Origin of the sequence: Hymenobacter fastidiosus, from assembly GCF_039539565.1 — a bacterium.
In the GTDB taxonomy this organism is placed as follows: domain Bacteria; phylum Bacteroidota; class Bacteroidia; order Cytophagales; family Hymenobacteraceae; genus Hymenobacter; species Hymenobacter fastidiosus.
Genome location: NZ_BAABDJ010000001.1, coordinates 179,083 through 193,131, shown reverse-complemented (window position 1 = coordinate 193,131; position 14,049 = coordinate 179,083). Strand labels below are relative to the sequence as shown.

The following is a 14,049-nucleotide window of genomic DNA, read 5'->3' as shown; positions in this document are numbered from 1 at the left end:
GCCGCCGCTTGCCTTCGAGCGTGTGCCAGCGGTGGTAGCGCTCCCAGGCCGGGGCGAAATCGGTGAGTAAATCATCAAATTCGGCCACCTGTAGGCTGGTCAGGGCAAGGAACTGGCGCGGCTTCTCGCGTAGGCAGATGTAATCCATCCCCAAAGTTACGGCTGCCTCGCACGAGTTAACTTAGCACCCTTTTCCGAATCAAGTCTGATATACGTTCACCCAAAAGAACGTCATGCTGAGCGAAGTCGAAGCATCTCTACCGCAGTGGTAATTACTATCACAACGAAGCGGTAGAGATGCTTCGACAAGCTCAGCATGACAAACGAGGGGTGACTTAGCCCACCACCGGCTCTTCCACCAGCTCCTTTTCCACCCATCTTCCGTCCTCGCGCATGAGGTCGATGAGCTGGTCGACGGCTTGCTCTTCGGGCACCGATTTCTTGATGACCTCCTGGCCGCGGTAGAGGGCAATCTTGCCTTTGCCCACGCCCACGTAGCCGTAGTCGGCGTCGGCCATTTCGCCGGGGCCGTTCACGATGCAGCCCATGATACCGATTTTGATGCCCTTCAGGTGGTCGGTGCGCTTGCGGATCATGGCGGTGGTTTCCTGCAAATCGAACAGGGTCCGGCCGCAGCTTGGGCAGCTGATGTACTCGGTCTTGGACATGCGGGTGCGGGCCGCCTGCAGGATGCCGAAGCTGAGCTGATTGAGCTGGTCCAGGGTGCTGAGCCACTCCGTTTTGGGGCGCTCGGGCAGCAGCCCGGTGGTCAGCACCACGCCGTCGCCGAGACCGTCGAGCAGCAGGCCGCCCACGTCGGTGGCGGCGTAGAGCTGGGTTTGCTCGGGCGTGAGGGCCGGATACTGGCGGTTGATAATAACCGGATTGGTGATGCCGTTAGTCAGCAGCTCAAAAAATGCCCGCCGGATTTCGGGCATGGCGTGGGCATTGTCGGTGTAGAGGATGACGACGGCCGTGGCATCCTGGCGGAGCTGGTCGAGGGCCGCGCTGGTGAGCGAAGCCAGGTTGTGGAACACCAGGTTCAGCTCGGGGTGCCTGGCTCCGGTCCCGGCGTACTCGGCCTGGTTGAGGACCGGAAAGTGGTCGGTGCGGGCGCCCGCATCCAGCCAGGCGCTGTAGTCCACCACTTCCTTCAGGCCGTTGGGCAGCATGAAGGGCACCGGGCGCTGGCCCGAATACACGTAGTCGGCGCCCAGGTCGTTCATCTGAAACTTGTCCAGAAATGCCGAGTACAGGTGGCCCACGGCGCGCAGGTCGGCATATTCCACTTCACCGAGCCGGGAAATATCCACCATCACCCGGGGCACGTTCTGCCCGCCCAGGTTCAGCACTTCGCGGGTGATGCGGCGGTGGTACTGGAAGGGGTCTATGGGTAATGAATAATTAGTAATTAGTAATGAAGAATTGGGTTCGGCTGGAACATTTTCACCACTCCCATCAATTCTTAATTCTTCATTACTAATTACTAATTCCTTAATAGGCCTGGCCTCCGCCGCGCGGTGAGTGTAGCGGTCAATCAGAGCTTTGGCCACCGGCGCTTCGGCTTCGGGGGCTTCGGTCAGGCTCACGCGCACGGTGTCGCCGAGGCCGTCTTCGAGCAGCGTGCCGATGCCCACGGCACTCTTGATGCGGCCGTCTTCGGCTTCGCCGGCTTCGGTCACGCCCAGGTGCAGCGGGTAGGGCTGCAGGCCTTCCGCGTCGAGCTTCTGCACCAGCATCCGGTAGGCCTGCACCATCACCCGGGTGTTGCTGGCCTTCATGCTGAGCACCACGTTGTAGTAGTTTTCCTCTTCGCAGAGGCGCAGAAACTCCAGCGCCGACTCCACCATGCCCAGCGGCGTATCGCCATACCGGCTCAGAATCCGGTCGGACAACGAGCCGTGGTTGGTACCGATGCGCATGGCCGTACCGTACTGCTTGCAGATCTGCACCAGGGGCCGGAACCGCTCCCGGATGCGGTCTACCTCGGCTGCGTAGCTGGCGTCGGTGTACTCGATAACGTCGAATTTCTTCTTGTCGGCGTAGTTGCCGGGGTTCACGCGCACTTTCTCCACGATGCGGGCGGCCAGCTCGGCGGCGTTGGGCGTGAAGTGAATGTCGGCAATGAGGGGCACGGTGCAGCCACGCTTGCGCAGCTCTTTTTTGATTTCGAGCAGGTTCTGGGCCTCCTTCATACTGGGCGCGGTGATGCGCACGTACTCGCAGCCGGCCGCCACCATGCGCAGCGTCTGCTCCACCGAGCCGAGGGTGTCCATGGTGTCCACGGTAGTCATGCTCTGCACCCGGATCGGATGCAAGCCGCCCAGGGGCAGGTCGCCGATTTTCACTTCCCGGGACAGGCGGCGCTTATACTCGGTGAGGCTGGGGCAATACGTTTTATTCATAACCCGAAGGAGGAGTTTCAGAAGGAATAACAAAGGTACGGAAGGATTGGGCGCGGCCGTTGGTTCTGGCCGGCAAGCCCGCCGCTACCAGCTCCACCAAAGCCATCGGCTGCACCATCAAATGGAAAAAGGCGTAAAAGCCCATCTTGCCGGCGACCCTTTTATACGACTGTCATCCTGAGCCACGCGAAGGACCTTCCCCGGTTAACCGGCACTCCTTTTTCAAATGACAAAGCCCTCTGCCACGCCACGGTAGAGGGCTTTTTTCATGGAGAAACTGGAGTGCTAATCCGAGGCAGATCCTTCGCGCGGCTCAAGATGACAGACGCGGCGCGGAGGGCGCTACGCTCCTACCGTCAGCATAATTTTGCCGATATGCTCACTGCTTTCCAACAGCCGGTGCGCTTCGGCGGCCTCAGCCAATGGAAACGTGCGGTAGATAACCGGCCGGAACTTTCCGGCCACCAGCAGCGGCCACACGTACTTTTCCACCTCAGCGGCCAGCGCGGCCTTGAAGTCGGCGGAGCGCGGGCGCAGGGTGCTGCCCGTAATGGTCAGGCGACGACGCATAATATCCAGGGCATTGAAGTCGGCCTTGCCGCCCTGCATGGCGTTGATGAATACCAGCCGGCCATCATCTTTCAGGAGCCGCAGATTCCTGGGCGTGTAGTCGCCGCCAATCATGTCCAGAATTACGTCAGCTCCCCCGGCCGCTTGCCCGGCCGCCTCAAAGTCTTCGTCCTTATAGTTGATGGCTTTGGCCGCGCCAAGCTCCTCGCAGGCCCGGGCTTTCGCGGCACTACCCACGGTGACGAGCACCGGACTGCCCAGCGCGTGGGCCAGCTGAATGGCCGTGATGCCGATGCCGCTGCTGCCCCCGTGGACCAGCAGAGTTTCGCCGGGCCGCAGCTGGCCGCGCCGAAATACGTTGTGCCACACCGTAAAAACGGTTTCGGGCAGCGACGCGGCTTCCGGCATCGTCCAGCCCGCGGGTACGGGCAGGCAGTGCCGGGCATCGGCCACGGCATGGTCGGCGTAGCCCCCGGCGGCCAGCAGGGCGCACACCGCGTCGCCGGGCTGCCAGCGCGTTACCCCGGCGCCGCACTGCTCGATGATGCCCGCTACTTCCAGGCCCGGCACCGAGCCGGTTACGTCGCCGCTGCCGCCGTATTTGCCCTGGCGCAGCAGCACGTCGGGGCGGTTGATGCCCGCGGCCTGCACCCGGATCAGGACTTCGTGCGCGGCGGGTTGCGGTTGCGGCTGCGTTTGGTAGCGCAGTACATCCGGCCCGCCCGGCGCGGTAATTATTATGGCGTTCATACGTTGCTTTTTTGGTGATCCTGTGGACCTGGTGTACGGTATTTGCCGCCGGGTCGCCGCTCGAAAATAGGGCCCGGGCCCGGCCGGACTACGTACCTGGCTATATTACCGGCGAATGTACTCCGCCCCGCCTTCCAGCTCCCCATCATGAAAAAGCTCACCTTCCTGCCCCTGTTCAATGCCGCCAGAGTTACCGGCCTGCTGGCCTGGCAAACCGGCCGCCTGTTTCAGCAGGTAGCCCAAAAAGCCCTGGACGCCGTGCAGGACGTGCTGCGGGCCGAAGTACGGAAAGGCAACGTGCAGCTGGTCACCGACTTTCTGACCAACAAAGCCCTGCCGGCCGCCAAAGCCCTGCTGCTGGAGCGCATGGCCACCCGCCTGCTGCTGCGCATCGGCCTGCGCGGTGCCCTGGCCACGAATGTCGTAGGCTGGATTCTGCCCTTCGTGCTGGAGCGCCTGTTCCGGGCGGGCGTCACAACCGGCTTCTTCGACAAGGTAAAAAGCCACGCTACCGTGGCCGACACCCTGCACCGACTCGATGAGCTGAAAAATGCCGCCTGGAAAATCATTGCTCCCGATGCCGGTACCAGCGCCGAGCTGGTTGCCGGGGATAACCGGCCGCCGGAAATCCGGCAGCTTCCCCGGAACACCAGCCCCGGCGCTAAATAGCCCGGCCGCGTTGGCGGGTACCGTTTCCGGCTACGCCTGAAATGATGCACGGCCCGCTCAGGGAGCGGGCCGTGCATCATTTCAGTATCTGCTGCTTTAAGGGCGAAAAACGGCCCCGACGGGTTTATTCAGCGGCCTTAGTCGTATTGCCTACCAGCCCATCCAGCTCGCCGTTGATGTGCGCGAACAGCTCCTGCAGGGCCGGCGGGGCATTTTCTTCGACCTGCACGGTTTTGCTGTGGCCATCTGCCTGCCGGATGGTCAGGATAGTGGACGGCAAATCGGTGGTCCCGCTGGTATAGTGGCTTTTATAGCTGCGAAACTCTATTTTCTGAGCGGCGCGCAGAAACCCGGATACCGTAGCGGCGGACAAACGGAGCTCGTAAGTCCCGACTTTCGCCACGTTCTGCTTGCCCACGTAGGTTACCCGGCCGTCGGCCCAGATGCTGGCGGTGAAGTCGGGGCACGGGCCCAGGCACGAAGTTTTGGTAAACACCATCACCGGCTCCTGGCTTTCCGCGTCGGCAACCTCGCGGCCCCCGGCAGCTTCCAGCCCCCGCGTAGGCTTGATCCCCCCGGTCCCGGAAGGCGGGGGGGGCTTGATGCCGCCCGTTTCCGGCTCGACCGGGGGTGGTTTGATGCCGCCGGTTTCTTTTTCCGGGGGCGGCGTAATGCCCACCGACCCGACCCTGGAACGGGGAGGCTTGACGTCATCCGGGTTGATATCCACCGGGGGCCTGATACCCGTGGGGCCTGCTCCGGTCGGCGGCGGCTTGATGCCGCCGGTTTCGCCCCCGGCCGGTGGTGGCGGCTTAATCCCCCCCGTTTCGCCACCCGTGGGCGGCGGCTTGATGCCGCCGGTTTCGCCACCCGTGGGCGGCGGTTTGATACCTCCCGTTTCCCCGCCGGACGTGGGGATCTTAATGCCCACCGGATCTACGCGTACGGGGGGCGGCGGCTTGATGCCACCGGTTTGCCCACCGCTGGGGGGCGTCCTGACGCCACCGGGGCCGCTGCCGGTTGCCGGGGGGCGTACTCCCCCCGTTTCACCCCCGGCCGGGGGATAATACACCGGCCGCTCCGGGCGGCGCGACGGATACGGAGCCCGGCGGGAATAGGCGGTTTGGTTCTGGTCGAGCCCGTAGTAGTTCACGGTGCAGGAACCGAGGGCTCCCAGGCTCAGGAGCAGCACCGTAGTCGAAAGTAGAGGACGTTTCATTGGCGGAGAAAATAGGTTCGGAGGTTAATTTTCAAAAAGCGGGCCATTATTACCAAATCCTAATATTCCCTGGCCCGGCCAATTCCCGGCGGCCCGTCCGCCGCCTTCACCACCGGACCAGAGCGGGAAACTTTCCCCGATTTCGGGGATTTTGGCATTGCGGAAGAGTAAGTAGGTGAAGTACATTTGCCCGCTGGCCAGTCCTCGGCCTATAAACCCCGTTAGAACCCTTATGAAAACAGAATTAAGCAACGGTTTTGGCAAAGTATACCTGACCATTGAGCACGACGCCACCAACAACTGGGTGCATAACAATTGGATAGGCTACCAAACGTACGTGGGCATTATTGCCGGGGCCGATGCCTGCCTGCATCCCCTGGCCAAGCACGAGTGCGCCTACCTGCTGAACGACAACCGCCTGGTTATCGGCCCCTGGGACCACGCCGTGGAGTGGATAGTCACCGACTGGGCCCCGCGCGCCATTGCCCAGGGCCTCACCCACTTCGCGCAGGTGGTCAGCCCCGAGTCGCTGGCCGCAATGTCAGCCGAAGCCATGCACCTGGGTATCGGCGGCCGCTTACAGATGCGCATGTTCAGCGACATCGGCGAGGCCCGGACGTGGCTGCGCCAGGCTCAGCAGTCCGGGGCCCGGCAGCTCTAGCGCTGCTCCCGCCGCGGTAGTGCGAAAATAGAAGCACAAAAAAAGCCGCCCCACCCGGAACGGCTCTTTATGAAATCGGGGCCGGGAAAAATTCCCACCCATCGCCGGCCCGATTCTGCCCGCTACAGCTTAGTGCCGGAACATCAGTTCGCGGTACTTCACCAGCGGCCAGTCCTCATCGGCCACCATCAGCTCCAGCTTGTCCACGGAGCGGCGGATGGGGTCGAAATGTGATTTGACCGTGTCGCAGTAGGCAATAGCCCGGTCCCGGGTGTCTTCCACCTTGTTGGCCACCTTGCGGGCATTGGTCATCTCATCCACCTGGGTTTTGATGGTGCTGATGTGGCGCGAAATGGCTTTAATGGTATCTACCGTCACCTGCGAATGCTCGTCGTCGAGGCCCAGCTCACGCAGGCCGCGCACGTTGGTGATGAGCTTGGTCTGGTAGGCCACCGCCGTCGGGATGATGTGGTTGATGGCCAGGTCGCCCATCGTGCGGCTTTCAATCTGAATCTTCTTGATGTAGTCCTCCAGCAGAATCTCGTGGCGGGCGTGCAGCTCCACCTGCGAGAAGATGTGGTGACGGGCAAACAGCTCGGCGGCATCGTCGCGCACCAGCGCATCCAGCGCCTGGGGCGTGGTCGGAATGTTGCTCAGGCCGCGGGCCGCGGCTTCGTCCTTCCACTCGTCGGAGTAGCCGTTGCCCTCGAAGCGGATGTTTTTGGAAGCAATGACATACTCGCGCAGCACTTCCACGATGGCGACTTCCTTCTTCTTGCCCTGCTCAATCCGCGCATCTACCGACGTTTTGAGGGCGATGAGCTGCTCGGCCACGATGGTGTTGAGCACCGTCATCGACGAGGAGCAGTTGGCCGACGAGCCCACGGCCCGGAACTCAAACTTGTTGCCCGTGAAGGCGAAGGGCGAGGTACGGTTGCGGTCGGTGTTGTCGAGCAGGATGGCCGGAATCTTGTCGATGCCGAGCTTAAGGTAGATGTTGTCGCCCTTATCCAGGGGCAGCGTGGCGGTGCGCTCCAGCTCGTTGAGCACGCTGTCGAGCTGGGAGCCCACGAACACCGACATGATGGCCGGCGGGGCTTCGTTGGCGCCGAGGCGGTGGTCGTTGCTGGCCGAGGCGATGCTGGCGCGCAGCAGGTCGCCGTAGCGGTGCACGGCCGTGATGGTGGCAATGAAGAAGGCCAGGAACTGCAGATTTTCCTTGGGCCGGCGGCCCGGGGCCAGCAGGTTCACGCCGGTATCGGTGCTCAGGGCCCAGTTGTTGTGCTTACCCGAGCCGTTCACCCCGGCGTAGGGCTTCTCGTGCAGCAGCACCTTAAAGTTGTGCACCTCCGCTACCCGGTCCATGATGTCCATCAGGAGCTGGTTGTGGTCCACGGCCAGGTTGGCGTCCTCGAAGGTGGGGGCGCACTCGTACTGGTTGGGCGCTACCTCGTTGTGGCGGGTGCGCAGCGGGATGCCCAGGCGGTTGGCTTCTTCCTCAAAGTCGAGCATGAAGGCGTGCACGCGGCTGGGAATAGAGCCGAAATAGTGGTCTTCGAGCTGCTGGCCCTTGGCCGGCGCGTGGCCGAACAGGGTGCGGCCGGTCATCACCAGGTCGGGGCGGGCATCGAACAGGGCCTTATCGACCACGAAGTACTCCTGCTCGATGCCGAGCGTGGTCGAGACGCGGTTCACATCCTTGTCGAAGTACTGGCACACGTCCAGGGCGGCCTGCTCCAGAGCCGCCAGCGACTTCAGCAGCGGGGCCTTGTAGTCGAGCGCCTCGCCGGTGTAGGCCACGAAGATGGTCGGAATGCACAGGGTTTTGGCCCCGGCCGTCTCGATGATGAAGGCGGGGGAAGTCGGGTCCCAGGCGGTGTAGCCGCGGGCCTCGAAGGTGTTGCGGATGCCGCCGTTGGGGAACGACGAGGCATCGGGCTCTTGCTGCACCAGCGCCGAGCCCTTGAAGGTTTCAATCGGCCGGCCGTCGGAGTTCAGGTCGAAGAAGGAGTCGTGCTTTTCGGCCGTGGAGCCCGTCAGGGGCTGAAACCAGTGGGTGTAGTGCGTGGCGCCCTTGGCCATCGACCAGGTTTTCATGGCCGAAGCCACGGCGTCGGCCACCGACCGCTCCACGGGCGTACCCTGCTTGATGGCCGATTGTAGCTTTTTGAAATACTCGCCCGGCATGTTGGCCCGCATGGCCTCCAGGTTGAACACGTTTTTGCCGAACGTATCGGACCGCCGCTCACCGGTGGAAATTACCGTCACCGGCTTCCGCTGGTCAACAAGTTCAAGGGCTTTAAAGCGCAGAATGGCCATTGGGTGGAATAAGGCTAAAAGGATTTGCTTTGAGAAGACAAAAGTAAGCCCGATGGTGACGTTTTTCCAAATAGCCCCTTATTTTTCAGGTTACTTTGCCAAAATCATGTTATAATTTCTCTGAACTCCTGTTGTGTGAAGGGCTTTATTGTGAAACAGCAGGTCTCAACAGCAAACTACCCTATTGCCCGCTAACTTCCGGCAGCTTTTCCTGCGAAGCGGCGGGGAAAGGGAAACCGATGCCGGGTTTCTCCGGGGCCGAAACTGCGGTTACCTTTGCCGGGTGAGAAACCGCTTTGCTTTCCAGCTGCGCTATTTTCTGTTCTGGCTGGTCTTTTTGGTGGCGGCGAAGGCCGTTTTCCTGCTCTACCACTTCCCGAAAGCGGCTTCCCTTTCCGGGGCCGATATCCTCCGCGTATTCAGCTACGGCCTGCGCCTCGATGCGTCGGCGGCGGCCTACCTGAGCATCCTTCCCTTCGGGCTGCTCACGGCCGGCAGCGTGTTGCCGCCGCGCTTTGCCCTCGACCGGCTCCTGCGCTGCTACTCGGCCGTGGTGGGCAGCGTGGTAGCCTTTTTCACCGTGGCCGACCTGGAGCTGTACCAGGCCTGGGGGTTTCGCCTCGACGCCACGCCCCTGCAATACCTGGATTCGCCGGCCGAAATGGCCGCTTCCGCCGGCAGCGCCCCGCTGCTGCTGCTCGCGCTGCTACTGGCCGGGCTGCTCGTTTTCGGGTGGGGGCTCTATACCAAGGTGTGCGGCCGGCTGCCGCCGCCGCCGCCGGGGTTCGGGCGGGGCCGGGCGGCGGCAGCCGGGCTGCTCTACCTGGCGCTGCTGGCGGTGCCCCTGCGCGGGGGCGTCCAGCAGATTCCCATCAATCAGGGCGACGTGTATTTTTCAGCCCGGCCGTTTGCCAACCACGCCGCCGTGAACGTGCCCTGGAACGTCGTCAACTCACTTTTTCTGCAGAGCGGCGGCCCCAACCAGTACCAGTTCATGCCCGATTCGGTGGCCGAGCGTACGGTGCGGGCGCTGTACGCGCCCGGAGCCGGAGCCGATACCGCCGCTACCCGCCTGGTGCGCGGGCCGCGCCCGAACGTGCTGTTCATCATCCTGGAAAGCTTCACGGCCAAGCTGGTGGCCGGCACGGGGGGCGAAAAAAACGTGACGCCCAACCTCGACCGCCTGGCCCGCACCGGGGTACTGTTCACCAACATTTACGCCGCCGGCGACCGGAGCCAGAAAGGCCTCGTGGCCCTGCTCAGCGGCTACCCCAATCAGCCTACCACCAGCATCATCAAGTACCCGCGCAAAACCGAGCGCCTGCCCCATCTGTGCCAGTCGCTGGAGCGGGCGGGCTACGCGTCGCACTACTACTATGGGGGCGAGCTGGCCTTCGCCAACATGAAAAGCTACCTCGTGGCGGCCGGCTACGACCAGTTTACCGAGCGGGCCGACTTTCCCCGGAGCCAGCAGAACTCCAAGTGGGGTGCCCACGACCACCTGCTGTTCGACCGGATGCTGGGCGACCTGAAAGCGCAGCCCCAGCCCTTTTTCGTCACGGCCTTCACCCTGAGCAGCCATGAGCCGTTCGACGTGCCGGTTCCGCGCCGGTTTGCCGGCACCGACGAAACGGCCCTGTTCCGTAACTCCGTGTACTACACCGACTGGGCCCTGGGCCGTTTTCTGCACCGCGCCCGGCAGCAGCCGTGGTGGGACAATACCCTACTCGTGCTCGTGGCCGACCACGGCCACCACCTGCCCGGCAACGACGCTATCGACAGCCCCGGCAAGTTTCATATTCCGCTGCTGCTGGCCGGCGGCGCCCTGCGGCCCGAGGCCCGGGGCCGGGTGGTCGACACGTTCGGCTCCCAGACCGACGTGGCCCCCACGCTGCTGGCCCAGCTCGGGCTCCCCACCACGGACTACCCCTGGGGCTACGATTTGCTGCGGCCGGTGCGGCAGCCCTTCGCATTTTACGCCTTCACCGACGGATTCGGCTTCGTAACCCCGGCCGGCCAGCTGAGCTACGACAACGTGGGCCGCCGCGTAACGCGGGGGGATACGGCCCGGCTCAGCCCCCTGCTGCGCCAGGGCCAGGCCTACGAGCAGGTATCGTTCGGGGATTTTCTGCGGAAGTAGGTCGGAGGGAAGAGCGGGCGGGCAGATCCGGGGGCCGTTTGGTTGGGCCCGTGGAGCGTTTCAGACCAGACTTTCCCCGCTTGAGGGCAAGCGCACGCAAACAGCCGGGGGCACTATCCTGAAATGCGCTACTTTGGCGCGTTGCCCGCTGTCCGTTCTCCCTATTGCTGGTCGCTTCATGCCCAACCACCACGTTCTGCCGGCCGTGAGCTGCCCGCGCGGCCCCAACAACGGGTATCGCCGCGAATAGCTGCGCCCCGGGCTCCGGCGGGCGCGGCCGACCAGGATTGCGCCGGCCGGGGCCGGCGATTTCGACCCCGCGTCCGGTTCACCCGAAAAAACGACACGCGAAGCGGGCCGGCTCCCTCAGGCTTTCCGCCGAAAGCCTGGAATTCCCTGAACACGCTTACCTTATTTTTTACCATGCGAAAATTCTACGGTTTACTACTGGCGCTGCTGGTGGCGCTTGCGGGTCGGGCCCAGACCTCCTCCAACCTGGCCTATTACCTGCCCCAGACGGTGACTTACAACCCGGCCATTCCCACGCCGGCGGCGGTGCTGGGCTACGAGGTGGGTGAGTGGCACGTAAGCCACGACCAGCTGGTGACGTATATGCGGGCCGTCGACGCCGCTTCCGACCGGGTAACGATTACCGAATATGCCCGCACCCACGAGCACCGCCCCCTGCTGCTGCTCACCATCACCTCGCCCGACAATCAGCGCAACATCACCCAGATCAAGGCCGACCACCACCGGCTGACGGACCCGGCCGCGTCCGGCCAGCTCGACGTGAGCCGGATGCCGGCCGTGTTCTGGATGGGCTACAGCGTGCACGGCAACGAGCCCAGCGGCACCAATGCCTCGTTGCTGGCCGTGTATTACCTGGCCGCCGCCCAGGGCCCGGCCATCGATGAGGTGCTGCGCAATACCGTAGTGCTGGTCGACCCCAGCATCAACCCCGACGGCCTCGCGCGCCATTCGGGCTGGGTGAATGCCCGCCGCAGCAAAAACCTGGTGGCTGACCCGGCCAACCTGGAGCAGAACGAGGCCTGGCCCGGCGGCCGCTTCAACCACTACTGGTTCGACCTGAACCGCGACTGGCTGCCGCTGCAGCACCCCGAGTCGCGCGGGCGGCTGCGGCAGTTCCACGACTGGAAGCCCAACCTGCTCACCGACCACCACGAGATGGGCACTAACTCCACATTTTTCTTCCAGCCCGGCGTGCCCTCGCGCAAGCACCCGCTCACCCCGGCCCGCAATTTCGAGCTGACCCAGAAAATCGGGGCCTACCACGCCAGGGCGCTGGATAAGCTGGGCTCCCTGTACTTCACGGAGGAAAACTACGACGACTTCTACTACGGCAAGGGCTCGACGTATCCCGACGTGAACGGGGCCGTGGGCATTCTGTTTGAGCAGGCCAGCTCCCGCGGCCACGCCCAGGAAAGCGTAAACGGCATAGTCCGTTTTCCCTTCACCATCCGCAACCAGGTGGCTACTACGCTCTCGTCTATTGAGGCGGTGCAGGCCCTGCGCGTGGACTTGCTGAACTACCAGCGCGAGTTCTACCAGCAGGCGGCCCGCGAAGCCCGCGGCCAGGGCGTGCGGGCCTACGTGTTCGGGGCCGACCAGGACCCGGCCCGCGCCTACGAGCTGGCCCGCGTGATCCGCCAGCACCAGATTGCGGTGTATCGGCCCAAAAGCGCGCTTAAGCTAAACGGCACCACTTACGCGCCCGACCAGGCCTACGTGGTGCCCACCGACCAGCCCCAGTTCCGGCTGATTCAGGCCATGTTTGAGGAGCGTACCACATTTCAGGATAGCATCTTCTACGACATTTCGGCCTGGACCCTGCCCCGGGCCTTCGGGCTGGCCACGGCGGCCGTTACGAAAGATCCGGCCGGGGGCCTGCTGGGGCCGCGCCTCGACAGCGTGAGCTTCCCCACGGGCCGCGTGCTGGGCGACAAAACCGCCTACGCCTACGCCTTCAGCTGGCAGGGCTACTACGCCCCACGCGCCCTGAACACGCTGCTGGCCCGTAAGCTGGTCGTGAAGGTGGCCTCGGAGCCCTTCTTTATTGGCGCCCGGAAAATGGACTACGGCAGCATTCTGGTGCCGGTGGGGCTGCAAACCATGCCCGCCGACTCGCTCTATGCGCTGATGCAGCGCGTAGCCACCGCCAACGGCCTCGACGTGGTGGGCATCACCACGGGCCTGTCGGCGCAGGGGCTCAAGCTGGGCAGCGTCAACTTCGTGACCCTGAAAAAGCCCGAAATCATGCTGCTGGCCGGGCCCGGCGTGAGCCCGACCGATGTGGGCGAAGCCTGGCACCTGCTCGATGAGCGGTTCGGCATGACGCCGAGCCTGGTAGCGCCCGAAACGCTGGACCGCCTGAATCTGGACCGCTATACCGTGATCGTGGCCTCCGATGGCACGTACGCCAGTATCTCCGCGTCGGCCCGGGAGAAGCTGCGCACCTGGGTGCAGCGCGGCAACACCCTGCTGGCCCTGGGCAAAGGCGCCAAATGGCTGGCCGACAACGGGCTGTCCACCACCAGATTCAAAGCCGGCGGCCCGGTTCCGGCCGCGCCGGAAACAGCCCTGGCGCCCGGGGCTACCAGTACCGTCCCGGCGGTCGGCCCGGCTCCGGTTTCGCCGGCTCCGGCTCCCCCCGGCCGGGCCCGGCCGGCTCCGGCCACAGTGGCCGGCGCGAATCCGCTCCCGCAGCGGCCCTACGTGGGCATGCGCAACACCGCCAGCGCCCAGGAAATTTCGGGGGCCATCTTCCACGCCCGGCTCGACCTGACGCACCCGCTGGGCTACGGCTACACCAGCCCCGACGTGTTCCTGTTCCGCGACCATACCGTGTTCATGGAGCGCGCCGCCAGCCCCTACGCCAACCCCCTGATGTATACGGCCCGTCCGCTGGCCAGCGGCTTCATTTCCCGGGCCAACGAGGCCAAGCTGCGCAATTCCGCCGCCGTCGACATTGTCGACGTGGGCGCCGGCCGGATTATCTCCCTGGTTGATAACCCCAACTTCCGCGCCTTCTGGTACGGCACCAACAAGCTGTTTCTGAACAGTATCTTTTTTGGGCAGCTGATGCGCGCCAGTCCCGCCCCGGCCGGCGAGTAGCAACGGAGCCGCACAGGCCACATCCGGGAACCGGCCAGGCCACCTGGTCTGGCCGGGCTGGCTGCGCCGCGGCTTTGCCCCGCGCAGCCGCCTGCTTCCCTGCTGTAAGCCGCTTTGGGAGGCCGGCGGGGGAAACTGCCGTTGGGTTACTTTTAAACTCCGGCAAGCTGTATCTTTGCGGCCC

General features: G+C 63.9%; 9 protein-coding genes. 4 read left to right on the top strand and 5 right to left on the bottom strand.

The features are described 5' to 3' along the window. Positions 1-335: 335 nt before the first annotated feature. A complete protein-coding gene (gene ispG / locus ABD833_RS00800) occupies positions 336-2,405 on the bottom strand; it encodes a (E)-4-hydroxy-3-methylbut-2-enyl-diphosphate synthase (RefSeq protein ID WP_345070307.1) in 2,070 nt (689 codons plus the stop codon). Positions 2,406-2,747: 342 nt separating this feature from the next. After that, on the bottom strand, positions 2,748-3,725 hold the full coding sequence (locus tag ABD833_RS00795; protein WP_345070305.1) for an NAD(P)H-quinone oxidoreductase: 978 nt from the start codon (positions 3,723-3,725) through the stop codon (positions 2,748-2,750). Between the two features lie 147 nt (positions 3,726-3,872). Here ABD833_RS00795 and ABD833_RS00790 point away from each other — a divergent pair, with 147 nt between their 5' ends. Beyond that, positions 3,873-4,394, top strand: coding sequence for a hypothetical protein (locus ABD833_RS00790; RefSeq protein WP_345070304.1), 522 nt, complete (start codon positions 3,873-3,875; stop codon positions 4,392-4,394). A gap of 124 nt (positions 4,395-4,518) precedes the next feature. Here ABD833_RS00790 and ABD833_RS00785 read toward each other — a convergent pair whose 3' ends face one another. Together ABD833_RS00785 and ABD833_RS00780 are read right to left on the bottom strand one after the other, a co-directional pair. After that, positions 4,519-5,613: a DUF6438 domain-containing protein gene (locus ABD833_RS00785; protein WP_345070303.1), complete on the bottom strand. Its 1,095-nt coding sequence runs from the start codon at positions 5,611-5,613 to the stop codon at positions 4,519-4,521. 24 nt (positions 5,614-5,637) lie between these two features. Next, positions 5,638-5,799, bottom strand: a complete 162-nt coding sequence (locus ABD833_RS00780; protein ID WP_345070302.1) for a hypothetical protein — start codon at positions 5,797-5,799, stop codon at positions 5,638-5,640. Positions 5,800-5,845: 46 nt separating this feature from the next. On the opposite strand from ABD833_RS00780, the gene ABD833_RS00775 reads away from it, so the two are divergent. Continuing rightward, complete coding sequence (locus tag ABD833_RS00775) at positions 5,846-6,274, top strand: STAS/SEC14 domain-containing protein (RefSeq protein ID WP_345070300.1); 429 nt, start codon at positions 5,846-5,848, stop codon at positions 6,272-6,274. A 129-nt stretch (positions 6,275-6,403) separates the two neighbouring features. On the opposite strand, the gene ABD833_RS00770 is transcribed toward ABD833_RS00775, so the two are convergent. Next, entirely contained in the window at positions 6,404-8,593 is a 2,190-nt protein-coding gene (locus tag ABD833_RS00770) for a glutamine synthetase III family protein (RefSeq protein ID WP_345070298.1), read from the bottom strand. A 283-nt stretch (positions 8,594-8,876) separates the two neighbouring features. On the opposite strand from ABD833_RS00770, the gene ABD833_RS00765 reads away from it, so the two are divergent. After that, positions 8,877-10,733, top strand: coding sequence for an LTA synthase family protein (locus ABD833_RS00765; RefSeq protein ID WP_345070297.1), 1,857 nt, complete (start codon positions 8,877-8,879; stop codon positions 10,731-10,733). 423 nt (positions 10,734-11,156) lie between these two features. Next, the gene (locus tag ABD833_RS00760; protein WP_345070296.1) at positions 11,157-13,865 is read left to right on the top strand and encodes a M14 metallopeptidase family protein; all 2,709 of its coding nucleotides are present in this window, start codon (positions 11,157-11,159) and stop codon (positions 13,863-13,865) included. Positions 13,866-14,049 lie beyond the last annotated feature (184 nt).

Bases quoted from the DNA above. Each gene is read 5' to 3' on its own strand.
- ispG (WP_345070307.1), bottom strand. From the start codon at position 2,405: ATGAATAAAACGTATTGCCCCAGCCTCACCGAGTATAAGCGCCGCCTG.
- ABD833_RS00795 (WP_345070305.1), bottom strand. From the start codon at position 3,725: ATGAACGCCATAATAATTACCGCGCCGGGCGGGCCGGATGTACTGCGC.
- ABD833_RS00790 (WP_345070304.1), top strand. From the start codon at position 3,873: ATGAAAAAGCTCACCTTCCTGCCCCTGTTCAATGCCGCCAGAGTTACC.
- ABD833_RS00785 (WP_345070303.1), bottom strand. From the start codon at position 5,613: ATGAAACGTCCTCTACTTTCGACTACGGTGCTGCTCCTGAGCCTGGGA.
- ABD833_RS00780 (WP_345070302.1), bottom strand. From the start codon at position 5,799: ATGTACTTCACCTACTTACTCTTCCGCAATGCCAAAATCCCCGAAATC.
- ABD833_RS00775 (WP_345070300.1), top strand. From the start codon at position 5,846: ATGAAAACAGAATTAAGCAACGGTTTTGGCAAAGTATACCTGACCATT.
- ABD833_RS00770 (WP_345070298.1), bottom strand. From the start codon at position 8,593: ATGGCCATTCTGCGCTTTAAAGCCCTTGAACTTGTTGACCAGCGGAAG.
- ABD833_RS00760 (WP_345070296.1), top strand. From the start codon at position 11,157: ATGCGAAAATTCTACGGTTTACTACTGGCGCTGCTGGTGGCGCTTGCG.